The organism is Luteolibacter sp., from assembly GCF_039920825.1.
Lineage (GTDB): Bacteria > Verrucomicrobiota > Verrucomicrobiia > Verrucomicrobiales > Akkermansiaceae > Luteolibacter.
Window position 1 is genome coordinate 68,481 of the sequence record NZ_JBDSCX010000084.1, and the last position, 24,607, is coordinate 93,087.

General features: G+C 60.6%; 13 protein-coding genes. 6 read left to right on the forward strand and 7 right to left on the reverse strand.

Features of this window, described 5'->3' with window-relative positions; genetic code table 11:
* Window positions 1–25 precede the first annotated feature (25 nt).
* Window positions 26–2,761, forward strand: a complete 2,736-nt coding sequence (locus ABIQ96_RS24305) for a PD-(D/E)XK nuclease family protein (RefSeq protein ID WP_348217344.1) — start codon at window positions 26–28, stop codon at window positions 2,759–2,761.
* 78 nt (window positions 2,762–2,839) lie between these two features.
* On the forward strand, window positions 2,840–8,449 hold the full coding sequence (locus ABIQ96_RS24310; protein WP_348217253.1) for a lamin tail domain-containing protein: 5,610 nt from the start codon (window positions 2,840–2,842) through the stop codon (window positions 8,447–8,449).
* Window positions 8,450–8,607: 158 nt separating this feature from the next.
* Here ABIQ96_RS24310 and ABIQ96_RS24315 read toward each other — a convergent pair whose 3' ends face one another.
* The 3 genes from ABIQ96_RS24315 to ABIQ96_RS24325 all read right to left on the reverse strand — a co-directional run bounded on the left by ABIQ96_RS24315 (window position 8,608) and on the right by ABIQ96_RS24325 (window position 11,052).
* Window positions 8,608–9,216 (reverse strand): HupE/UreJ family protein, encoded by a 609-nt coding sequence (locus ABIQ96_RS24315; protein ID WP_348217254.1) that lies wholly within the window; start codon window positions 9,214–9,216, stop codon window positions 8,608–8,610.
* Window positions 9,217–9,218: 2 nt separating this feature from the next.
* Window positions 9,219–9,824 carry a HupE/UreJ family protein gene (locus tag ABIQ96_RS24320; protein ID WP_348217255.1) on the reverse strand — a complete coding sequence of 202 codons (606 nt, stop codon included), beginning with the start codon at window positions 9,822–9,824 and terminating at the stop codon, window positions 9,219–9,221.
* Between the two features lie 94 nt (window positions 9,825–9,918).
* A complete protein-coding gene (locus ABIQ96_RS24325) occupies window positions 9,919–11,052 on the reverse strand; it encodes a HupE/UreJ family protein (RefSeq protein ID WP_348217256.1) in 1,134 nt (377 codons plus the stop codon).
* 153 nt (window positions 11,053–11,205) lie between these two features.
* Between ABIQ96_RS24325 and secG the strand changes: the two genes are divergently transcribed.
* The 4 genes from secG to ABIQ96_RS24345 all read left to right on the forward strand — a co-directional run bounded on the left by secG (window position 11,206) and on the right by ABIQ96_RS24345 (window position 18,228).
* Window positions 11,206–11,784 (forward strand): preprotein translocase subunit SecG, encoded by a 579-nt coding sequence (gene secG / locus ABIQ96_RS24330; protein ID WP_348217257.1) that lies wholly within the window; start codon window positions 11,206–11,208, stop codon window positions 11,782–11,784.
* A gap of 12 nt (window positions 11,785–11,796) precedes the next feature.
* Window positions 11,797–13,092, forward strand: coding sequence for a rhomboid family intramembrane serine protease (locus ABIQ96_RS24335; protein ID WP_348217258.1), 1,296 nt, complete (start codon window positions 11,797–11,799; stop codon window positions 13,090–13,092).
* A gap of 38 nt (window positions 13,093–13,130) precedes the next feature.
* Window positions 13,131–13,661: a hypothetical protein gene (locus tag ABIQ96_RS24340; protein WP_348217259.1), complete on the forward strand. Its 531-nt coding sequence runs from the start codon at window positions 13,131–13,133 to the stop codon at window positions 13,659–13,661.
* A gap of 70 nt (window positions 13,662–13,731) precedes the next feature.
* Window positions 13,732–18,228 carry a c-type cytochrome gene (locus ABIQ96_RS24345; protein ID WP_348217260.1) on the forward strand — a complete coding sequence of 1,499 codons (4,497 nt, stop codon included), beginning with the start codon at window positions 13,732–13,734 and terminating at the stop codon, window positions 18,226–18,228.
* Window positions 18,229–18,345: 117 nt separating this feature from the next.
* Here ABIQ96_RS24345 and ABIQ96_RS24350 read toward each other — a convergent pair whose 3' ends face one another.
* The 4 genes from ABIQ96_RS24350 to ABIQ96_RS24365 form a co-directional block, all read right to left on the reverse strand.
* Window positions 18,346–20,400, reverse strand: coding sequence for a CHAT domain-containing protein (locus ABIQ96_RS24350; RefSeq protein WP_348217261.1), 2,055 nt, complete (start codon window positions 20,398–20,400; stop codon window positions 18,346–18,348).
* 21 nt (window positions 20,401–20,421) lie between these two features.
* Window positions 20,422–21,888, reverse strand: a complete 1,467-nt coding sequence (locus ABIQ96_RS24355) for a metallophosphoesterase (protein WP_348217262.1) — start codon at window positions 21,886–21,888, stop codon at window positions 20,422–20,424.
* Window positions 21,889–22,262: 374 nt separating this feature from the next.
* On the reverse strand, window positions 22,263–22,970 hold the full coding sequence (locus ABIQ96_RS24360; protein ID WP_348217263.1) for a DNA-binding domain-containing protein: 708 nt from the start codon (window positions 22,968–22,970) through the stop codon (window positions 22,263–22,265).
* Window positions 22,971–23,416: 446 nt separating this feature from the next.
* The gene (locus ABIQ96_RS24365; protein WP_348217264.1) at window positions 23,417–24,565 is read right to left on the reverse strand and encodes a redoxin family protein; all 1,149 of its coding nucleotides are present in this window, start codon (window positions 24,563–24,565) and stop codon (window positions 23,417–23,419) included.
* Window positions 24,566–24,607 lie beyond the last annotated feature (42 nt).

Below are 24,607 nucleotides of genomic sequence, written 5' to 3' on the forward strand. Positions count from 1 at the left end.
ATTTCCTCCATCCGGCATCCCCGTGATGCTCGCGGCGATGGTGGAACGCGTATTTCTCGGATGGGACCGGCCGTTTTCGACGCTGGCGGTGTCGTGGTTGCTGGAGCGGCGCGGCGAACTGCCGGGCATGCTGCTGGTAGTCCCCACGGCCCAAAGCGGCCGGCGATTGCGTGAAGCTCTGGCCGAAGCGGCGGGTGCCGTTCTCTCGCCCAAAGTCGTGACACCGGGATCGTTTTTAAAATCCCGCGATGACGAGGCGGCTGCGGATTGGATCGAACACGTCGCGTGGACTGAAGTGTTGGAAGGCGTCACCAAATGGTCGGACTACGAGGCACTGTTTCCCGAGGCTCCGTCCGATGATGGCGATTGGGCGGTCGGGCTCGCGCAGGAAATCGTTAGACTGCGGCATGCGTTGCAGGAAAACGGGCTGCTCCTTTCCACCGCCGCGCGGAAACTCAGGGAAACCACGGAAGCGGAACGCTGGGAGGCGCTCGGCAGATTGGAAGATCTCGTCGAGCGGAAGATCCATTCGTGGGGATTCAAAAGCCGCAGCCGGATTCTCGGGGAAGGGCTGGCCATCCCTAACGGCGTTTCAAAAATCGTTCTGGCCGGAGTCGCGGAAATGCCGCCGCTGGTCGAGCGGGCGCTGCTCGCATGGCAGGGTCCCGTGACTGCCTTGATAGGAGCGCCGGAAACCGAAGCTGCCGAATTTTCACCCATCGGCAAACCTCTGCCTAACTGGTCACAGCGCCCGCTGCCGTTGCCGGGCGGCTCGCTGCAAGTCGTGGCCGACCCGCGACAACAGGCTGTCGAGGCGCTGCGCATCATCGGGGAAACGAAAACACCCTCCAACGAAGTTGCTCTTGGATCGGCGGATACCGAGGTTGGCGACGAACTGGCCCGCGCATTCACCCGCGCCGGATGGCCGGCCTTCCACCCGGCGGCGGAAGTCGTCACCGGCGGACTCGCGCGGTGGTTCAAGGTCTGGCGCTCGTGGCTCACCGATCCGACACTCGCCCGCATGGCCGATTTGCTGGCACTGCCGGAAACGGGAGTGCTGGTCGCAGGCAAGCGCGCGCAGAAAGCCAGACGACTCGCCGAACTGCGCGACCGTTGGATGGTCATCCGGACCGAAGACCTGCAGCGCCGGATCGATGCCGAGAATTTCCGTAACGATTTTGATAAGGATTCCGCCGCCGAACTCCTCACAGCCGCCAGGTCGCTGGAAAAATGGCGGAACAGTTTCCTAACGGGAAATTTCACCTCCACCATCGGAACATTGCTGGAAATCCTTGGCCGCACCGGACCGGCGACGCTCGAATCCGCCGACGCGATGGCCGAGTGGATCCAAAGCGCGGCCCCGCTGATGGGAAGGGTGAAGCGTGGTGCCGGATTCTGGATCGACCTGATGGTGTCGGAACATCCTTCCCCCGCGCCGCTGCCGCCCGAAGGCCGGGTGCTCGACGTGCAGGGCTGGCTGGAACTTTTCCACGAACCCGGAAGCCACCTCGTTTTGTGCGGGATGAACGACGGCAAGGTCCCTGCTAGAAGCGGTGGCGAACCGTGGCTGAGCGAAGCGGGTCGGGAACGACTCGGGCTGATCAAGGATGCCGACCGAGCCGCACGCGACGCCTACTATTTCATGGCGATGTTGGAAGCACGCCGCGAAGACGGCAGGGTGGATGTGATCTGCGGCAAATCCGGTGCGGGCGGTGAAACGCTGCTGCCATCCCGACTTTTGTTAGCGGCTGAGAGAGACGAGCTGCCGGACCGGGTGAAATTGCTTTTCAAAGAGGTCGAGCCGCCCGAGGCCGGTTTGCGCTGGCATGCGGATTGGCAGTGGACGCCCAGAATCGCGGAGCCACCGTTGCGTCTTAACGTGACGTCGCTCGGAAGTTACCTCGCCTGCCCGTTCCGTTATTATTTGAAACACGGTTTGAAGATGCAGTCGCCGGAGACCGGCCGCGCCGAATGGAACCAGCGGGATTTCGGCAACGTCGCCCACGACGTGTTGGAGCGTTGGGGTCGCGACACCGAGGCCAGGGATTTCGAGAAGCCCGAACTCCTCCACGCCTGGCTTTCCGCCGAGTTGGATCGCGTGGTGGCGGAGTGGTTCGGCAAACGCGTGCCGCTCGCGATCCGCATCCAGACGGAATCGCTCAGGCAACGGCTTCTCTGGCTCGCCCGCATTCAGGCCGCGGAGCGGGCGGACGGCTGGGAGATCGTCGATGTCGAACAGAAGGTCGAACTGCCGGTCGGGAATGCATTGATTGTCGCGAAAATCGACCGCATCGACCGGCACCGCGAAACCGGACGGCTGCGGGTGCTGGATTACAAAACCGGCAAGATGGACGGCGTGGACAAATCACACCGCAAAAAACTCGGGCCGTCCAGCGTGCTTCCGGCTCATCTCAGCCTCGATTGCCCGGCGGTCTATGAAGGCGAGGAGAAGGGCAAATCGGCGAATTTCCTATGGCACAATTTGCAACTGCCCATCTACGCGTCCGCCCTCGTGCAACGTGGCGAAGCGATGCCGGCTCCCTGCTATTTCATGCTCAGGTCCACCGAGGCTGACGTGGCCATCCACGAGTGGACGGATTTCGGACCCGATGATCTCGAAGCTGCCCAAGCCTGCGCCGGGTGGGTGGCCGGCCGGATCGCCGCCGGAGTTTTTTGGCCGCCCGCCGAGAAAGTCACCTACGACGATTTTGCCGTTCTGGCGGCGGGCAGGGCGTTCGGGGAAATGTTCGCCACTCGTTAGGGGGGACGAATTGCTACCCATTTGAGGTAGAGAAAATCTTGGACAGAAAGGCAGGTTTCCCCATTCTTTCCTAAACCCATGTTCTCCCGTTCACGCCATTTCCTCTTGGCTTGCTTTGCCGTGCTCACCATCCGGGCCCTGCATGCAGCGCCGTTAACAGTGGGTGATTTCTCGTTCGAGGGAAACACCCTGACCGCCGGGAACTCCACCCCCAACGTCGGCCCGGAGTGGTTGGAAACCGGCGGTCCATCCAGCGGAAATGCTTACGAAGAGTTCATCACCGGTTTCGCCGCCGATGGGACCGACCACCTCGGAATGAACGTCGCCCATGACGTCTGGCAGGACTTGGGCACCACCTATCAGGCGAACACCCGCTACACGCTGGCGGTGTCCGTTGGCTTCCGCGACGGCTTCACCCAGCCGGGGAACCAGTCGCAGTATCTTCTCGCGGACTCCACCGGCACGATCTACGCGACAGGACTTTTCAACGCCTCCACTTTGGCGACGCAGGGTTTCGGGAATGCGCCGCCACTGGTTTTCAACACCTCGGACTTTCCAACCGCCGTCGGCAAAACCATCCGGATTCTGCTCCAATCTCGCGGCACCGGATGGTCGTATTTCGACAACATCCGTCTCGATGCCACCGCGTTGATCCCGCCAGGCGGCGCAACGGCGGTGGATCTATCTGCCAGCGCGGTCGCAAGCACAACAGCCACGCTCAACGGCCGGATCAGTGATGTCGGCAACGCCGCTCCGGCGGTCACCTTTTTATGGGGCACCACGGACGGCGGGCTGGTGGCGCAGGACTGGCAGAACTCACTGACCCTGCCCGGCACGCAGAGCGGAAATTTCTCGACACCTATCAGCGGCCTGTCACCTGGCGGCGACTACTTCTTCACGGTCCGCTCGACCAACAGCGCCGGGACCTCATGGGCACTGGCGAACGGAACATTTTCAACCATACCGCTGCCTCCCGCCATCACTACGGTGGCGGCCTCCGGCATCACCGCCGTCTCCGCCACACTCGCCGCCAACGTGACATCCACCGGCGGAGAATCTCCGGTGGTGACGATTTTCTACGGCACTACCGATGGCGGGACAACTCCCGGCGCGTGGACGGCCTCCATCTCACCGGGCACTCTAACAGGCATCGGCGGTGCGTTTGTGAGCGGACTGACTCCGGGAGCCACCTACCATTTCCGCGCATTCGCGCAAAACTCCGGCGGGTCGTCATGGGCTCCGGCATCGCTGTCATTCGCCACCCCGCTTCCGGGCGTTCCTACCGTCGAAAACCGCAATGCGGACGGCATCACCGGCACCACAGCAGTGATCAACGGTGAAGTCACCGATGACGGCAGCAGCCCTCCTACCGTGACGATTTTCTATGGCACCGCCGACGGAGGAACCAATCCCGCCGGATGGACATTTTCCTCCAATATCGGAACCGACTCCGGCGATTTCTCTCATTTCGTCAACACCCTCACGCCCCAAACGACCTATTATTTCCGCAGCCGGGCCACCAATGCCGCAGGCTCCGGATGGACCACGGATGCCGGCTCCTTCACCACCACCGCATTGGTGCCGCAAGCGGCCGTCATCAACGAGTTCCACTACAAACCCGCGGACAAGACGAGCCTTGAGGAATTCATCGAACTCCACAACCCGGGCGACACCGCCATCGATCTATCAGGTTGGTCGCTGGCCAGCGCCGTGACCTACACTTTCCCGTCGGGCACCACTCTGGCAGCGGGCGGGTACCGGGTGATCGCCGAGAATCCCGCCGTCCTGTTAGCGAAGTTCGGAGTGACCGCGCTCGGACCTTGGACTGGCAAACTCTCCTCGGCCGGCGAGAAAATCGAACTCAGGGATGTTAGCGGAACCATCAGGGACAGCGTCACTTATTCCGCGGGTTTTCCATGGCCCACCGCAGCCGCTGGCGGTGGAAATTCCAGCGAACTCATCAACGCCGCGCTCGACAACGATCTCGGCGGCTCGTGGAGATCTTCCGGCTCGACCGCCAGCTTGCCCGCCACGGTGTACGTCAGTCCTTCCGCCACCGGTTGGAAATACAAGAAGGGAACGGCCGAAGCCACTTCACCCGTTGATGCATGGCGCTCGGCGGGCTTCAGCGACACCTCGTGGACCACTGCGCAAACTCCCATCGGCTATGGCACAACGGTCACTTGCAACACAGTGCTGTCAGACATGAGAAACTCCTACTCGACGGTTTACGCCCGGAAATCCTTCACCGTCGCCGCAGGACAAATCCCGGACAGCATGACACTCAAGATGCGTTTCGACGACGGCTGCGTCGTCTGGATCAACGGCACCGAAGTTTACCGGGGCGGCATGGCAGCCGGGCAGGTCGCTTACAACGGACTGGCCACCCAGACCGTGGGAACCGCGGGATGGACAACCGTCAACCTGACGGGAACCTCCGCTTATCTGCTAGGCGGCACCAACGTGCTCGCCATCCACGGCGCCAACATCACCATCGGCGGCAGCTCGGACTTCAGCATCGATGCGGAACTCTCATCGGCGGTCACGACTCCGAACCCCAATCCCACTCCAGGTGCGGCGAACTCGGTGAAAAAATCCATCAACCTCGTCCCGCCGCAAATTCGCCAGGTGGATCACTCGCCGGTCCAACCGCTTCCCGGCCAGGCGGTCACCGTCACCGCCCGCATCACCGATCCGGACGGCACGGGCGCGGTCTCGGTTTCCTATCAGACCGTCGATCCCGGCTCCTACATCCGGCTTACCGATGCCGCTTACGCCACATCGTGGACCAGCGTAGCCATGGTCGACAACGGCACCAATGGCGACGCGCTCGCCGGGGACTCCGTTTTCACCGCGATCCTGCCTGGCGCTCTGCAAACGAACCGCCGCCTCGTCCGCTACCGGATCACCTGTGCCGACACGCTTGGAAATTCTCTAACTGTTCCTTACGCGGATGACGAACAGCCGAACTTCGCCTACTACGTTTACAGCGGCTTGCCTGCCTGGCAGGGAGCGTTCAAGCCGGGAACAACCGCGATCCAGACCTTTCCTCCCACTCTGCTAGACGACCTGCCGGTTTACTCGCTCATCGCCGACGGCACCGATGTCATCAACTCCCAGTATGTCTCGGGGTCGGATGCCACCCGATTTTACGCCACTTTCGTTTACAACGGCATCGTCCGTGACCACATCACCTTCAAGAACCGAGGCGAGGTCTCGACCTATGTCTCGGGGAAAAACAAGTGGCGCTTCTTCTTCAACCGCGCCCGCGACCTGCCTGCGAAAAACAACCTCGGCATCGACTACAAGGAGACCTGGGGATCCTTCTCGGGAAATGCCTGCGCCTGCCCGTGGGCTCCGCTCAACCGCGGCATGGCTGGCGTCGAGGAGGCCACCGCCCTCAAGATCTATCAACTGGCCGGCATGGCCTCGCCGAACAGCCATTACTATCATTTCCGCGTCGTCCGGGGCGCCACCGAGACACCCGCCGCCGGGACCACCATCAACGATCCCATCGGCAATGCGGACGGCCAGTATGCCGGCGATTTCTGGGGGCTCTACATGGCGATCGAACAGCCCGGTGGATCGTTCCTCGACGAACGCGGCCTGCCGGATGGCAATGTTTACAAGATCGAGAACAATGCGGGTGACAAGAAAAACCAGGGCGTCACCCAGTCGGTGGATTCCTCCGACTGGAATACCTTCCGCGACACCGTGATCAACACCTCCCCCACCGAAGCGTGGTGGCGGGCGAACATGGACATGGACGCGTTCTATACCTATCACGCGCTCAACCGGCTGATCGGGAATGTCGACCTGCGCGCCGGCAACAACCACTATTTCTATCACCGCTCCAGCGACAACCGCTGGATCCCGGTGCCGTGGGACCTGGACATGATGTTCATCGCGAAAACCCACCAGGGATCCACCATCAACAGCGTTTTCTATCCGGGCGTGATCCAGCATTATAAATCGCTGCTGGAGCAACCCGCGCTGGCCCTCGAATACCGCAACCGCGCCCGTGAAATACTCAGCCTCATGGCCTCGGACGCGACTCCCAACGGCGGGCAGTTCGGCCAGCTCGTCGATGAGTTCGCACAGATCGTGAACCCCACCGGCCAGGCGCTCACCTGGGCCGATGCCGATGCGGCGATGTGGAATGTCCACCCGCGGACCACCAGCAGCCATTCGGGCAAGATGTTCGTGACTCCGTTCGCCTCCAGTTGGATCGGCGGAAGCTGGACCCGTTGGCTGCGGACCAGCGCCTTCAACGGCACCGCGGAACACGAAGACTCCATGGTCTTTCTGCGGGACTACTCCACCAACGCCTGGCCCGGCGGCACATGGACCGTGAACAACGGCAACCAACTCGGATACGGCTATCAATTCCTCTCCTCGGAAGCCGCCGATGTCCTGATCCCCGTGAAACCCACCCTGACCTACACGGGCGGCGCGGGCTTCCCGATCGACCAGCTCCAGTTCACCTCATCCGCCTTTTCCGATCCGCAAGGTTCCAACACCGCCGCCGCATCTCCCGTTCAATGGCGGCTGGCGGAGATCTCGGCACCGGGGATCGCGGGCTACCTAACCGGAACCGCGCGTAAATATGAAATGGAAACGTTGTGGACCACCACCGGCACTTCAACCACCGCTAACATTCCACCGACGGTCGCCATCGCTGGAAAAACCTACCGCGCCCGCGTCCGCCATCAGGACAATACGGGGCGCTGGAGCAGTTGGTCGGCACCCGTTCAATTCACCACCAGCGCCCCGCAGATTCCGGCCGGGCTCAGCAACAATCTCGTCGTGAGCGAACTGCACTACAACGATCCGGTGAACAGCGACAATTTCGATTTCGTGGAATTGAAAAACATCGGCACCACTCCGCTGGACCTGACGAACGTCAATCTCAACACCGCCGTCACCTTCAACTTCACCGCGGGCACCACCCTGGCTCCCGGCGCGTTCACCCTCGTCGTGAAAAGCCTCGCCTCGTTCCAGTCGCGCCATGGCACCGGCAAACCGGTGGCAGGGGTTTACTCGGGAAATCTGGCTAACGGGGGCGAACAATTCGTTCTCTCCTACAACACGACCCCGCTGCGGGATTTCACCTATGATGATGAAGCCCCTTGGCCGACACAGCCCGACGGAAACGGCCCATCTCTAACATTAATCAATCCTAACTCGAATCCCGATCACGCGCTGGCCTCCAACTGGACTTCCAGCGCCGCCAACGGTGGCACTCCCGGCGCGGACGAGCCCGGTCCGGCAGGCAGCATGACCGCGTGGGTTCAAACAAAGTTCACTCCCGCCGAACAGGTCGATCCCGCCATTTCAGGACCCAATGCCGATCCGGATGGCGACGGCCGCTCGAACTTCCTCGAGTTTGCGCTGGCCACCTCACCCAAGGAAAACGATCTGGCGGCACTGCATTTCACGTGGAATGGCAGCGGAGCAAACCGGCGTCCCGCCATCATGTTCCACCGCCCCATCGGCATCACCGGCGTTCTGTATGAACTGCTCGCCAGCGACGATCTCGGGGTAACCGATCCATGGACGGCGGTCGCCAACAGCGCCGTCGAAACAACCGTGCTGAACACCACCACCGAGGAGGTCGTCTTCCGGGATGCCGAGACCGATGCGAATCCCAAACGCTTCCTCCGCCTGCGGGTGGCGGCGGTTCCCTAGCAGGCCGTCTGAAAAATGAGGAGCGTCGATATTTCATCGACTGTTTGGGCCCGACATCATGTCGGGCGATCCAGGGGTGCGCCGAGGGACAGGATGTCCGCCGCAAATAGCGTTCAGAATGAACGCGCTCCTTTTGATTTTTCAGACCGCCTCCAACGTCATTTCCGCAGGGAAAATGCCAGGACCATCAGCGAAATGGCGATGATCCACGAGCCGATGATCCGGATTCCGGTCTTGGCCCATGGCTTGCCCGCGCCGTTTGAGGCACAAATCGCGATGTAGAGGACCGCGGCATTCAGGCTCAGCCAGGTTCCCAACAAAATCTTGGCCATGGCGAATCCCGGAACGTTCTCCACCCCGGAATCCAACCCGATCCCCATCGCGGCGGCGGCGCAAAGCAGCACGAGGACCACCCGTGGGAGCTTGGCGGCCAGCCCGATCAGGATACCGAGGCACATCGCGAGGCCGATCAGGACCGGCTGATAGACTCCGCCGATCCTGCCGGTGGCGGTCAGCCCCAGCGCGATCGCGGAAACCGGGGTAAAGACTCTCACCGGTATTTTCAGATCCAGCGGCTCCCGCTGCCCTAACAAAAGAGCGAGTGCCAGAAATACCAGCACGTGGGACGGAGTCATCCACGGATGCAGCGCGCCGTTACCAAGTTCCCCCGCCCCCTCCACCGTCATGTGGGCGTGAGCCGTTGATGTTAGAACAAGGAACAGCGGGACGATCCATCGAACCGCGATCCGGCGTGGTTTGGGAAACATGTTCAAAGCCATTTGAAGAGGAACCCGAATCCAACCGCTGCAATAACTCCACCGGCGGCGCGAATGGCGATCCGTCCCCATGGCCAGCGGACCAACAGACCGAAGGCGATTCCGCAGAGGTGGAGCAGTCCGGTCGAGATCACGAAGCCGATTGCGAAGGTCATGGCATTGGATGACTTCGGCATTTCCGCGCCATGGGCATGACCGTGGAAAATCGCAAAAACTCCGACGATCACCGCCGCCACCCACAACGCCGGTTTGGCTGCGAACGACACCATCAGCCCGAGAATGATTCCGGAAAGCGCGATCCCGTATTCGACGCCGGGAAGGGGCACGCCCAGAACTCCCAGCGCTCCGCCCAAAGCCATCACCACGGGAAATACCACCGGCAGGGTCCACATGGCGCGTCCACCGAGAAACGCGCCCCAAAGTCCGACGGCTACCATCGCGACGATGTGATCCAGTCCGGTTAGAGGATGTTTGAACCCGCTGAGGAAGCCGCCGACATTGCCCGCCTCGGAATGGGCGCTCGCCGTGGAGGGCAGGACCACGAGGAACAGCAACAGGCCGAGCATGGGAACCAGCCACGGGAGGCGATTTGGATTCATGGTCATTTCAAAGGTGGCTTGAGGTGGTTTTTCGAAATGTGGCGAGTTTGCGATGGATGTAAAATGCGTTTGCCCGCGATGAACCAGGTGGTTTTCAAAACAGGGCCGAACCCGGAAAGAAGATCCGCTGAATCGCCCACGCGATCCCGGCGACCGCGACAATCACCGAGCCGATGATCTGCACCTGGAGCGTCCATTTCCTGATCGGCCAAAGAAGAGCGAACGCCAAAACGAGGATCATAATCTGGGCAAGTTCAACACCGACATTGAATCCTAACAACGGCCCCACGAGTTGATTGCGGGGAATGCCGGAGAGTTTGGCGGTAAGAATGCTGGCGTATCCCAGCCCGTGGAGCAGGCCAAAGCAGAAGACGAAAATCATCCGCTGCATGTTAAGTTTGCGGATCAACAGGTTTTCGATCCCGACCCAGGCAATGCTCAGCGCAATGAGATGCTCCACCCACATTTCAGGCGCCGTCACCAGACCCAAAACTGCTAGAGCCAGAGTGATGGAATGGGCGAGCGTGAACAACAGGGACTGGCGCACCAACGACTTCCATTTCGGAGATAACAGAAACAGCCCCAGGATGAACAGGATATGATCCCAACCCATCACGTGGTGAAATCCCAACTGCACCCAACCACCAGTGATAGGTTTCTCCACCTCCATCGGCTTCCCTGTATCGGCCTGTTTCAAAAGCATCAGGCTCCCTCCGGGTAGAGTGCTGAAGATCCCTCCATCCTCGCTCTCTTCTTCAGTCGAAATAATGAGTTCGGTTTCCTGTTCGCCCGCCCAGTGAATCCGCAGTTCGCCAGCTCTGACAATCGGATCGACGATCAGGCGGGTGGTGAGAAGAGCGACGTCACCTATTTCGGGGGGCAATTGGAACGGGTCCTTTTTGAAATCGGGAAATTCAACCCGCCACGGCACGTCTTTGTCGGCAAAGGTGATCCGGATGAGCTTGCGCAGGGTGTTTTCCGTTTCCTTGCGGATTCTCGCCATCTCCTCCGGCGGGGATTTCATCACCGCCTCGCGGCTCAATGGCGGACCACCCGGAATGTTCCGTGTCTCCGGCAGCATGTAGGCAATGTCCATTTCGCCTTCCAACCGCCATTGGTCGTCCATCTTGAGAAACTCCAGCTCCACCGAGGGCACCTGATGGGCGTCCGCCTTCGGTAAAAATCCCGTGAGAAGGAGCAAACAGGCGAAAAGTCGGGCGAATTTCATGCGGCGGGAGACGTGCGGAAACGCTTATGCCGGGTCCGCGGCTTTGGCCACTACGAACCTTGATTCGTCGGTTTCAGCAGGCCATTTTCCCCGGAAAAAACCGGAAACTCGCCGCTTTACAAGGTCGGAAGTGACACCCATAGTCCCGCGCCCATGACTTTTGTTGCCGCCTCATTCCTTAACATCAGCATCAACGTGCTGCTTTTGATCTTCGTGTTCATCTGTTTCCTGATGACCTTGGTGATCCTGATGCAACGGCCGAAACAAGAAGGTCTTGGCGCGGCATTCGGCGGCGGCGTGACCGATCAGGTCTTCGGTGCCCGCACCACGAACGTCCTCCAGCGCGGCACTGTTTATCTCGGCTCGCTCTTTTTCATCCTCAGCTTGATCCTCTCCGTATTGATCGGTCAGAAAAACAAAACCATCAGCACCGTCCGCAATTCGGACACCGCCGCCAAGGTGGAAGCTGCGAAGCCCGCCACTCCAGCTGTGGAAGTCACGCCGAAGTCACTCAAAGAGGAACTTCCTGTGGAAGACGCCACCCCGGAGGAAACTCCCACTCCAGCCGATGTTCCTGCTGACGCGCCTGATGCGACCAAGCCAGCCGCTCCTGTCGAAACCACTCCTCCTGCGAACACCGCACCTCCAGCGGTTGAACCCGCTCCGATCGAGACGCCTGCTCCTCCCGCTCCTGCGGATGGTGCCCCGGCAGACAAGCCAAAGGAGCCTTGACGCTCTCCCGGCGTGAACGAACCGATCCAGGAAAATCCCGATTCGCCGGTTTGGGCACGTGAGGATTCATTTCCCACCGCTCCTAGTGGTTGGGGCTGGGTCGATATCAAGGGAAATCCTCATCCGTGCGATTCCCTTGAAAAAATCGCCACCGCGATCCGCGAGGACAGGGATGGATCGGTGAATCTCGTTTGGACTCCCGCACAGCCGCGGATGGTCCTGCCGGAAGAACTTGAAGGCATGGGTGACGCGTTGCGATTCGCACGCGAGCGCTGGACCCGCGACGATTTGGAGGAAACCGGGGGCAAGTTACGCTGGTTCGGGACGATTCTCGTGGGATTCAGCGGCTATGCCTTCGTCGGCGGCTGGATTTTCGCCGGCAGGCTCGCGGCGCAATCGGGAACTCCTATCAGTTCGTTAGAGCATTTGAAATTCGCCACCAAGACGATGTTCGAATCCACGCAATCCGGCCTGGCGTTGCTGATGTTCGTCATTTTCGCGTTCATCCCATGGTATCAAGCGCGCAAACGGCGGAAGGAACTGGGAAATTGGACGGAAGCCGGCATCGCGGATTTTGCCCCGACGATCCGTTTCGAAACGTGGCTGGAGCGGCAGCATGCTCCGCTAACAAGATTATTTCTCGTCCTCATCGCGCTGGTCGCCTTGGCCCAGATCGGCTGCAAGGTGGGGACCGAGGGCATGGCTTCGCTGATGTCGGTGTTTCATAACTGGGACGGCACCAAAGCGGCGGGACTGCTGAAGCCCGAGTATCACCAAGGCCAGTGGTGGCGGCTTTTCACCGCACCGTTCCTCCATGGCAACATCGTGCATCTCCTGATGAACGCCGCGGCGCTGGCCTATCTCGGAAAACGCGTCGAGATCTTCGCCCGCTGGCCGCACCTGCCAATGGTATTCCTTTTCGCCGCCTCCATTGGTGGAGTGGCTTCGGCCCGTTTTATCGACGCTCCGTCGGTCGGAGCATCGGGCGGATTGATGGGCTGGCTCGGGTTCCTGTTGGTCTTTGAAACGCTCCACAAACCACTCGTCCCCCGCCGCGCGAGGCGCAGGCTCGCGGCGGGTGTATTTCTAACTGCACTGATCGGCCTCATCGGCTACCGCTACATTGACAACGCCGCTCACGCCGGCGGTTTGTTAGCCGGTATGATCTACGCCGCCATCGTTTTCCCGGCATCCTCCTCGCCCCACCGTCCGCGGACGACCATTACGGACCGTGCCGCAGGGGTTGCGGCGATGCTGGTCCTGATCGCGGCCGCTGGATTCGCAGTGGTGAAAATCGTCAATGGCTGATAGACCTATTGCGAACAGACCGACCAAAATCACCCGCGATGCCATTCAAAACAATTCCCGAGGGACTCGATGAAATCCCCGACATGGCCGGAACCACGATCCGCAGGAAGTGGCTTACCTGGATGATCGCGCCGCTGGCGTTGTTCGCAGTCGTTTGGGACAGCTTCCTCTTTTTCTGGTACACGACCGCGCTTTCGAAACCGGGAACTCCCTGGATGATGATCCTTTTTCCAGCGGGGCATGTGGCGGTGGGGATTGGCATCACCTATTTCGTCATCGCCTCGCTCGCTAACAAAACAGATGTTATTCTCAACACTTCGTTCATTGAGGTGACCACCGGACCGTTCCCATGGATTGGAAACAAGCGGGTGATGGTGTCCGACATCGCGGGGATCATTGTCCGGGAGCGCTGCGGAAACCAAAACCGGAAAATCACTTATTCCGTGATGTACGCCGGTCATGACCGGAAGGAGAAAAAGTTCCTGTCGTCGCTCCCCAACCGGGAGCAGGCCGACTTCATTGCTGCGAGGATCCGTGAAATCACCGGACTCACAAACGAGGCGGAATGACGCCCGCTTTGCGGTTGGCAATCCGGTTTCCCGCGCCATGATTCGGGTTGTCCGTAGTCCCCGCAAATCCATGTTCCGCACGATCTTCGCCTCGCTTGCCCTGACCACCTCGCTGCCTGCCGCCACGCAGGTCTTTCAAACGTTCGAGGGCGATGGATTCGGGGATTGGAAAGTCGAGGGACCGGCATTCGGCATGGCTCCCGTGACCGGAAAAACCGACGACATGCCGTCGCCGTTCATTTCCTACTCCGCCGAAAGCCTGGCCAGCTCGACCCACGGCGGCGAGGCGGCCAAGGGCACGCTCACCTCGCCGGAATTCACCATCTCGGAAAACTACATCCTCTTCCTCATCGCCGGCGGAGACTACGCGGGGAAGACCGCGGCGCAGTTGATTATCGACGGCAAGGTGGTGCGTGAGGCGGTTGGCAAGCGTACCCTCCGCTGCGAACGGGCCTTCTGGGATGTCATCGAATTCAAAGGCCGCAAGGCGACGATCCGCCTGGTCGATGATGAGGAAGGACCTTGGGGATTCATCGGCGTGGACCACATTCTTTTTTCGGAGTCGCCTAACTTCAAGTTCCCCACCTCGACGCGCGAGGGCAAGCCCTACGTCGAAGGATTGGTCACCTCCGACGTGATCCCCGGAGTGAACATTCCCGTCGACAGCCTCTTGAAAATCGAGGCGACCTACAAGGACCAGCACATCACCTCGCCCACCGCCCTAACCTTCGATGAGCAGGGCCGGATCTATGTTTCCGAAACGCATCGGTTCCGCGAGGGCATTGAGGACGACCGTGACCGCCTCTATTGGTATCTCGACGACCTCGCCTCGAAAAAAACCAGCGACCGCCGCGCGCTTCACGAGAAGTGGAAGGACAAGCTCTCGTTAGAGGCCATGACGTCCAAGACCGAAGTCATCCGCCGGTTCGCCGATACGAATGGCGACGGCAAAATCGACGAGTCCAAGGTCTTCGCCGACGGCTTCAACGATGTGCTGGATGGAACTGCTGCTGGCGTTTTCTACTACGAGGGCAGTCTCTATTTCGCCTGTATTCCGAAGATCTACATGCTGCGCGACACGAATGGCGACGGCACGGCGGACGACAAGAAAGTCGTCGAGGAGGGATTCGGCGTGCGGGTTTCCCTATCAGGTCATGATTTGAACGGTTTCACTCTGGGTCCGGACGGGCGGATTTACGGCACTGTCGGCGACCGGGGATTGAGCTTCATCACAAAAGAGGGCGTGTCTTACGACTATCCTAACGAAGGCGCGGCGTTCCGTTTCGAACCGGACGGAACGGGTTTTGAAATCTTCCACACGGGCCTGCGCAACCCGAAGGAAATCTCCTTCGACGCGCTGGGAAATCCCTTCACCGTTGACAACAATTCGGACCAGGGAGACGCCGCGCGCGTCGTCTATCTGGTGGAGGGCGGCGACTCCGGCTGGCAGATGGAGCATCAGGCCATGCACACGTTCCACCGCCAGATCGGGCTGAAGGACCATCCACCTAGCAGATGGATGGATGAACGGATGTGGGAAATGGAGAATCCGGCGCAACCCGCCTTCATGCTGCCGCCCAACGCGCTGCTGACTTCCGGTCCGTCCGGACTTACTTACAACCCCGGCGTGGGATTCCTCGAAAGCGAGGCCAACCATTTCCTGGTGTGCGACTACCGCGGCGGCAGCGCGAACTCCGGCATCTGGTCGTTCGAGATGAAGCCCAAGGGCGCCGGCATGGAGATGACCGACTCGCGGCAATTCCTCTGGGGTGTTGCCGCCACCGACGTCGAGTATTCGTGGGACGGAAAAATTTACATCACCGATTTCATCACCGGCTGGGTCACCCACGAGGACGGCCGGTTGCTGTCGCTGGATGCCGGAGCCAAGACCTGGCAGGCGATGGAAGCCGCGGGTGCGGCGAAGATCATGAAGGAGGGTTTCGAACAACGCAGCTCCGCCGTGCTTCTCAACATGCTCAAGCACCCCGACGCGCGGATCCGTCTTCGCGCGCAGCTCGCCCTCACCCGCAAGACCGATGCCTTCGAGCGGTTTTCCGCTGCCGCCGATTCCTCTAACGAAATGGTCCGCATCCACGGCATCTGGGGACTGGGCATCCTTGCCCGTCGCGGCGCGTCTCCCCTTCCCGTCACCGAATTCGGTGAAATCCCGACTCTCAAGACCCGCCGCGAGGCGGAGGACAAGCTCATCCTGCTGACCAAGGACAAGGACGCCGAAATCCGCGCCCAAGCCCTTCGCGGGCTGGCCGACTCGAAAGCGGATAGAAGCCTCATTCCGTTAGGACCGCTGCTGGCGGATGAATCGCCCCGCGTCCGTTTCTTCGCCGCCATCGTCGCCGGCAAGCGCAACATGATCGGCTACTACGGCCCCATTTGCGACATGATCAAGGAGAACGACAACCGCGACCTCTACCTGCGCCACGCCGGCATCTACGCGCTCCAGCACATGGCCGCGAATCCCAACATCCTCACCTCGCTCGCGACCAGCGACTCCGCCGCCGTGCGACTCGCCGCCACCGTGGCGCTGCGCCGCATGAAGAACCCTTCGGTTTCCCGCTTCATTACCGATACGGATCCGAAAGTCGCGGATGAAGCCATCCGCGCTGTTTGCGACCTGGACATGGTTTCGCAACGGCCGATGGTCGCCGCGCTGTTGGACAATCTATCCGCCCGGACATGGACCCCGTTCATGCTGCGCCGTCTCGTTCACAACGCCTTCCGCATCGGCACGGCGGAAAATGCCGCGCGCGTGGTCAAGGTCGCCGCCGATCCTTCCATTCCTGAAATCGTTAGAAAAGAGGCGCTGCGCCTGCTGGAAACCTGGGCCGAGCCGTTTCCCGTGGATCAACTGACCGGCATGTGGCGGCCGTTGGCAAAGCGCGATCCTGAAACCGTCCGACCCGCGCTGATCGCCGCCATGCCGACGCTGTTGAAACAGGATGGCGTGGTCCTCACCGCCTCGCTCGGACTGGTCAGCAGCTATCATCTCGTCATCCCCGGACTCGATGACGCCGCTCTCCGCGCCATCGTCAAAAACGACAAGCTGCCCGCCGAGGCCCGCGCGACCGCCTTGGCCATCCATGTCACTCACAAGCCGGCCGATCTCGCGCCATTCCTAACGGCGCTGGCCGCCGACCCGTCCGATGACGTCGCCCTTGCGGCGCTCTCGCAGCTTGCGAAAAACTTTCCCGCTGAAGCCATAGGCCCGCTGAGCAGTGCCGTCGGAACCTCCAGACCGTCGTTGGCACCGAAAAGTTGGGCCATTCTCGCGTCGCTCCCTGGCGAACAAGCGGACTCTATCATCACCAAAGCCCTCCGCGCATTGCACGAGGCGAACGGGATCGCCCCGGACGCGCTCGAGCTCATCGCCGCCGCCAAACTGCGCACCTCGCCGACCGTGTTGGATGAGCTTTCCTCCCTTGAAAAATCCCTGGCGGAAAACAGCGATCCGCTCGCGAAATGGAACCCGTCGCTGCAAGGCGGCGACGCCACGTCCGGAGCCGCCATCTTCGCGTCCCACCCCGCCAGCGAGTGCATGCGCTGTCACCGCGCCGAGGACGGCCACGCCGCCGGTGGCGAGACCGCGCCGAATCTGGCAGGAATCGCGAAACGCCACAAGGACCCGCGCTATTTCCTCGAATCCATGATCAATCCGAGCGCCGTCATCGCCCCCGGCTTCGGCACCGTGCTCGTCGGCTTCAAAAACGGCGCTTCTCTATCAGGTAATGTCATCGCGGAAACTCCCGAGCACATCGACATCGATGCCGCCGGAAAACTCCTCCGCGTCTCACGCGCCGACATCGCCAACGTCACCGCTCCCATCTCGCCGATGCCGCCGATGGGAACCCTCCTCACGCCCGATGAAATCCGCGACCTCGTCGCTTGGCTCGGCAGTCTCAACAAAGGTGGCGAACCCGTAAAATCGAACGCGCAACCCGCCCCGCTCGATCCCGCCACCCTGATTTCCACTGCGGAAAAAGCCCCGGCACCACCCGCGGGCATCGATCCCGCGATCATGAAAACCGGCCAGCAGCAGTTCCTCATCTGCGGAGCCTGCCACGGCCAGAATGGCGAAGGCACCGCCGCCGCACCGCCGCTCGCCGGCTCCGAGTGGGTCAACGGTCCCGAGGAAAACCTGATCCGCATCCAGCTCCGCGGCCTCCTCGGTCCTATCAAGGTCAAAGGCCAGGAATACAGCATGCCGGGCGGCATGGCTCCCCTCGCCTATCAGAGCGACGACCAAATCGCCGCCGTCCTCACCTACGTGAGAAATTCCTTCGGCAACTCAGCTCCCGCCGTCAGCCCCGCCGCCGTCACAACCCTCCGCACGGAAGTCGGCAAACCCCAGCTCGCCGCCGCCGATCTGGTCGCGCCCACGCCGCTGAAGGCCGAAGCCCCTCAAGCTTCCGACACCTCATCCCCTACTCCCACCGCCGGGAAATACGACCACCTCACGACCGAGAACCCTTATAACAAGTGGATCGTCATCGGCACCATCATCTTCATCATCGGAGCGATGGCCCAGGCGTTGAAGTGGAGAATAAAATAAGAATCCGTGTTATGGACGTTTCGGCCTGTTCTTCTTCAACTTGAGGAGTTGAAACCATGGTTTCTCTTTGCGAGCCATGGTAACTGTTTGGTATTTGGTGTTGAGAATTTGCGGAACTCAGTCACCTAACGATAGGACTGGTTGGAGCTTGTACGCGAATGATCTTGCTTCACTGCTAACCTTGGATGAAAAGATACCGCTCGTGCGGGCGAATCGCTTAATTTGCCTTCGGATCGAATAAAGTGCCGCGCCCCGCCCACCGGTGATGGCGAGGATCTCGGTGATATGGTCGTTCGGGTCGCCAGTTATACGGGTGTCTCTAAGCCGAGGCGAGGCTCGTTTGGGGAAGGGCTTTTGATCAAGCAAATGAATCTGGAGAAGGCGAAGTTCAAGCAGGTTGTCCCGAGCCCAAAGATGTCGCTCAATATCCGCCGATCGGAGATCGGCCAGGGAAGCATTGAGGGCGGACTCCCAAAGCAGGTGCCGGTGCCGCTCTGTCGGCAATGTTTTTTCCCGATCGCTTCTATCAGGGGGAAGAATGCACTGCATATAGATATGCTGAACGAGAGCCCAAGCACTCGACCGGTCATAAAAATACGTGTCCCAGTAGGCGTCCATCGCACGCTCAAGCATGCGTATAACTCGGTTCCCCCCATTCGTTTCCCCGTCCACCTGCTTGAGCAGGAGTTCTGCGTGCCGTTTTTCAGCGGCAGCAATGAGGCCGGAAATCCTCGCGTAGTGACGCTCAGCACGGTCGCGTGCGTCGATACTTCCCTGCGAACTGGAGAGACTGGATGCATTTGCGATCTCAGATTGGGCGCGTCGGCGCAAATCCTGCAGCCGTTCCTTTGCGACTTCCACTCTCTGGTCAGCTCGGCCGTCCAAATGGACTTGTGCCTGGTTATCCGAGTCGCCGACGAGCTTATCAACGTGGTCGAGAGCCGCGCTGACCTGCCGGTGGGCTTGGTCCACCTGAAAGCGTTCCAACTGCCGCTCGAACCCTGGCGGGAGCGCGGCGTAGGCAACGAGGCTGGCCCAGTCGTGGGCGTCGGGAATAGAGCCTTGAAGCTTGCCGCGAAGATCGTGAACGAGAGAACGCGGATCATCGCCCCGAAGCAGTCCTGAATATAGCGTCTCTACCATCAGCACCGAACCTCGAAACGAGAGCGGAAACTGGCTGGCAATTACAACCGGAATACCTTCCGAGTGCAGCGCATGCGCGACGCTTGCGCCTGCTCCGGCGAAGTTCACGACCGAGCCGACCTGGCCACCGTTGCAACTGGCGAGGGTGACTACGAGTGGATCGGCGGGTGAAAAACTTCCTTCGCAATCCGTCCGCAGGGTGCGGGCGAGTGTCTTGCCGTCCACGATGCTCCGGTTCGCGGGATCGCGCACATCATGCAAAGCAAGCCCATAGCGGCGTTCGCTGGAATTGTCGTCACTCATCGCAACTCCGTGAGCAAGAATATGCACGTGGGAGAAATTGCCGGTCGCGCACTGTTCACGAATTTGCTCGACCGTCGCCTGAGGGAGGACAACGAGATGTTCCGGAATCTTCTGAGTGGGGTCTTCGCCATCATCTGGTGGAAACACCCAGGGATCGATGGCCCTGCGCAGCGCGAGGAGGTGTGATTCGAGTGGGACGGGATCGAAACCTGGGGGCGAAGCGGCAGCGAAAAGAATCCGGGGACGTGAACCCCGGCGGTTCCATTCGGGGCTGACTCCGCTGGCTTGCCGCACTTCGCGAGTGAGGCACACGGGCAGATCGGTCTGCAGTGCGAGCGAGCGCCCCTCGCCCGGGAAGCCATTGGGCGAGATTACGAGTTCGAAAGGCAGGAGTGCGAGTTCTGCCGCAGATACGATCATTCGCAGATGCAGTAGTTGCCCATTGTCAGCGGAACAACGCTGCGAGAGTTCGGCGATCAGGCTCGGGATTCCCGCGAGGAGTTTGCCGAGTTCCCGACCTGTGTCCTCCAGTTGAAAGGCACGAGTAGAGTCCATCAATTCGTAGCTTAGCGCCCGGAGCCGTTGAAGGAATTGCGCGTGCTCGAACGGCACGGTAACAGTCACGGCCGCATGGTTTTCGCACAAGGCGAGATAGGGGGTGAGCGGGGAGAGGAGCTGGTTGTGGGGCGGACCGTGCCGCAGGATTTCGAGGGTGATGGTGCGCATGGCCGGAGTGGGTTTGAAGTGTTAGGAAACGTAGTGTTCGCTGCCTTCGACCAGCTCCATCGTAAACTTGCCACGGGCGATCTGTGCCCGTCGCAGCTCTCCACGGGTGCCACTCGGACCAGCGCTGATCTTTACGAACGAGTTACGTCGTTCCACGAGGCTCGGCATCTCTTCCAATGCGGCGAGTGTGCCGAGGCTGAGGCGATCGAATACCGGCTTGAATTGATTCGGATCCGCAAGAGTCGTCGGGTCGAAGCTCATGAGTCCGACCCATGTCCCCCCATTGTAATAAAAGCCGGTGCCGTGGTGGCGGTGGAGGGCACGCTCAAGATGCGTATGGCCGGTGATAACGAAGTCAAAGCCCGCCCCGACTCGTTCGTCCACGCCCTTGAAGGTGGCATCTTCATTAAATAGATCGAAACTCGTGTCTTTCGCGAGCCCGTCCAAGGCAGCGCAAACCACCTCGTGCTTCGGCTTCCCACGCACCCAATTCCACGCGGCGCTCACCGCACCGAGGTATTCCTGATCACGGTCTCTTCCGATCAGATCGACCGGACGAGTTCCCCGGGTGAGTTCTTTCTCGGCTCTCGCCAGAAGGTCGGAGACGGACTTTTCCTCGGGCGCTTGGAGTTTCGCACGCATCCGCGCTTCGGAAGCCGCGAGTGGATTAACGGGAACCCCGGAGGGCGTGTTCTCAGGCTCACCAAGAAATCCCATTCTCATCTTCAACGAGTCGATTCCCGACGCTGCGGCGAGGCCCGCGATCGCCGTGAGTTTGACGGCGACGGATGGATCGAGCGCGATCAAGACAGAGGGTACAGCGCCCATCTCTGGCTTCAGGAGGTCCACAAATGGCCACTTCCTTTTGATGTCATTCATCACCTCGACGACCATCCGGCTGCCGGCATTGGGCTTCCAAGTTTCACTCGAGTTGCCCTGAAGTCGATCTCGACCTTGGAGCCGCAGGGTTTCAAAGGCAGTGACGTTCCACGAATCCACCTCGTTGCCGTGGAGACACATCACCCGCGCCGTTCCTACGCAAGCCACATAACCGGTACCCTCAAAAACCAACTCGACCCGGCCGCGCGCGGCATCATCGGTGCCGGCGAGAATGTCGAGCAACACGGCGCGCACCCACGGCAGCGAGAGCTCGATGTCGTGGTTGCCAAGGTTGATGGCCAAGTGGTGGTTCGCCTTCGACAAAAATTCCCTCAGTCCGTCAAAAACCGGTTTGAACGCCGCATCGTCCGCGATCCGCCGGAGCATGACGTCGGCATCTTCGGGGTTGAAGGATTGCGCACCGTCCTCGGCGAGGAAATCCACGAGATCGCCGTTGATCACGAGACAGACTCTTTGCGGTTTCAGACCGCTGAGAAAGTCGAGTAGAGCCTTCGCTTCGTTCGTCGAGGTAAAGATCTGAAAACCTGAAGATCCTCCAAGGTGGAGATCCGAGATCACGTAGAGTTCGTCGAAGTTCGGCAGTTTCATATCGAGGTGAGTAATATGAGGAGATAGCTACGCGCTTGGCTGCACCTTTAGGCACAACCGATAGGCACTCTGCGCCGCGCGCCAAGCCAAATTCAGACCGTATGGGCCGGAGTATTTGACTGCGTCTTTTCGTGCGGCTGGCATGAGTCACCTGGAGACTAACAAAATACGGGACTGTGGGAAGAGGAAAGAAAACAGGAGAATTCAAGCCATACCGGACTCGCGTGTGGAGGGCGTGCATCCATGGAGTCCGAGTGCGCAGAGACTCGGCAGCAATTAGGAGCCATCCGACTCATGGGGAGGGAGCCGCATGACTCGCGGGTCGTGAGCCGATGGGCTCACGGGTCACGAGCCCTACGGTTCCGGGTTAGGGTTTAGGGAACGCTGAGCACCGAATCCAAGGTGCCGAAGCGAATTTCGGCGGAATCACGGAGGCGCGAGCGGACTTGCAGGCTGTATTCGCCGGAGGCCAGGCCGGCGGGGTTGAGAAAGACGAGCTGGCCGGGCTTGTTGGCGGAAACGGTGACGACCTTGGTGGATGCGCCGCCGGTGCTGGAGATGAAGAACACGCCTTCATCGTGCGCGGAGGGATCGAACTTGAGGCGGGAACCGCTGAGGGTGCCGATGTTTCCGAGGGTGATGGTGCCGTTGCTGTTACCGGTGGCGGCATCGCGGAAATCGAGCGGGTTGGGCATGGGCTTGACGGTTTCCTCCTTGCTCACGCGGGCGTCCTTACGGATGCGGGAGATGAACCCGGGGGACGGATTGGCGGTGACGCCGAGGGTGTGGCGGGATCTCTCGAAGCCGTCGCCGGGGCCGTTGAAGACGCCCTGCAAACGCGGATAGATATCGACGATGCCGGCGAGGTCGACGCGGTAGCCTTCCAGGACGAGGGCCTCGACGGCTTCGTCCATCAGGGTGATGACGGCGAGGAGGTCGGCCTTGGTGACGGTGGAGCCGAGCGAGAGCATGCGGTTGGCGAGTTCTTCTTTCCCGGCGCGGCCGGTGAGCTGGATCTGGGCGTAGTAGTCATTCGGGTCTGGGGTGAGCAGGTTCTCGATGAGGCTGTATTTGATGGCCATGTGGTATTGGTTTATCAGTGTTAGGATGTGGTCGCGGAGGTTTCCGAAAATCCACCATGCATGTTAGAGGTATTCGGGAGCGTTGTGTCGAGTGATCATTTCGGCATTCTGTTGGAGAGAGGCTCCGAAACGGGAGAAGCCGGGCCGATTCGCCGTTAGCCCGGTTGCCAGAAGTCATCGCCGAAGCTCCCTCAGGCCTGCGCCAACGAGAGGCTGTCCGGAGTTCACGTCTTTAGCGTGCTCTTCTCGAAGACAAGGTGAACCTTGAACTCCGGGCAGCGGAAAGGAACCCCTCAACGCGAACAAGTTTCGGCATTCTATTTTGGCAAATGGTTTAGCCCCCCGTTACTCACAGGGACGCCGCTCCATTTGGACAAGAAAACGCCCCGGGACCTTGCGGTCGCGGGGCGTGGGTGGTTTTCGGGGGGGGAAAGTGTCGGGGCTCTTTATTGGAAGCCTTTGAGGATCTGCCGTCTCACTTCGACGATGTCGATGTCGCCGGTGTGGCGCCAGAGGATCTTGCCGCCGGGGGCGATGAGGACGGTGTGAGGGAGGGCGCCGGACCATTCCGAGTCGATGGCCTGGGCCATGGTGTCGGGGTTGCCGCCGGTCCACTGATAGTTGTTGGAGGGGAGGCCGGTTTCCGCGAGGGACTTGGCGACGGAATCGGGAATGGCGGCGTGGCGGGATTCCAGGAACTTGGAAACGGCGGGGCGTTGTTCGGCGGGATCGAGGCTGATGGAAATGAATTCCAGCGGGCGGGTTTGGAAACGACGGCCGGCGTCGATGAGGGCGGGGAATTCCTTCACGCAGGGGCCGCAGGTGGTGGACCAGAAATTGACGAGGCGGAGGTTCTTCGAGTCGTTGGCGCGGATCTTCTTGGAAATTTCCTCGTTGAGGTCGGAGACCGTGACGGGACGCTTTTCCCATGAGCCTTGGTCGGCCGCGACGTTGGCTTTCTTGAAGAGCCACTTGGTCGAGCAGCCGAAGGAGCGGGTGACGGGTTCTTTCACGGCGGTGCCGGCGATGACGGCGTCGAGGGCGTCGCGGAGGTAGCTCTTGTCGACATTGCCGGAATTGCGGCCGGCGTCGTCCATGCGGCCGGTGTAGCGGAGCTTGCGATCGGCATCGAAGAGGAAGACGTGAGGGGTGGATTGGCCTCCGCAGACGGTGACGAATTCCTGTTTTTCGCCGTCGTAGAGGTAGGGAAAGGTCCAGCCGAAATCCTTGGCGAAGGGAGTCATTTCCTCGAACGAGTCGCTGAACGGCGAGTAGCCGAGCTCGTCAGGAGTGAGGCTGCCGGGGTTGTTGCCGTTCACGGCGACGAGCGCGACGCCCTTGTCTTTATAGTCCTGGTAAATCTGCTCGGTGCGGGCGGCGGCGGCCACGGCGTCCGGGCAATGGTTGCTGGTGAAAATGATGCAGAGGACCTTGGAGTCCCTGAAATCAGCCGGGGTGTAGGTTTTCCCGTCGGTGCCCGGCAGCGAGAAATTCGGCAGGTCGGCACCAATGGCCAACACCTTCGGGATTTCCTGACCCACGACCGGCAAAACCAGCGCGGCCGCGAGTGCGATGAGCGTCTTCAATTTCGTCATGCCGAGGAATACCCACGGGTCGGACAATTTCCTGCAAAAAAA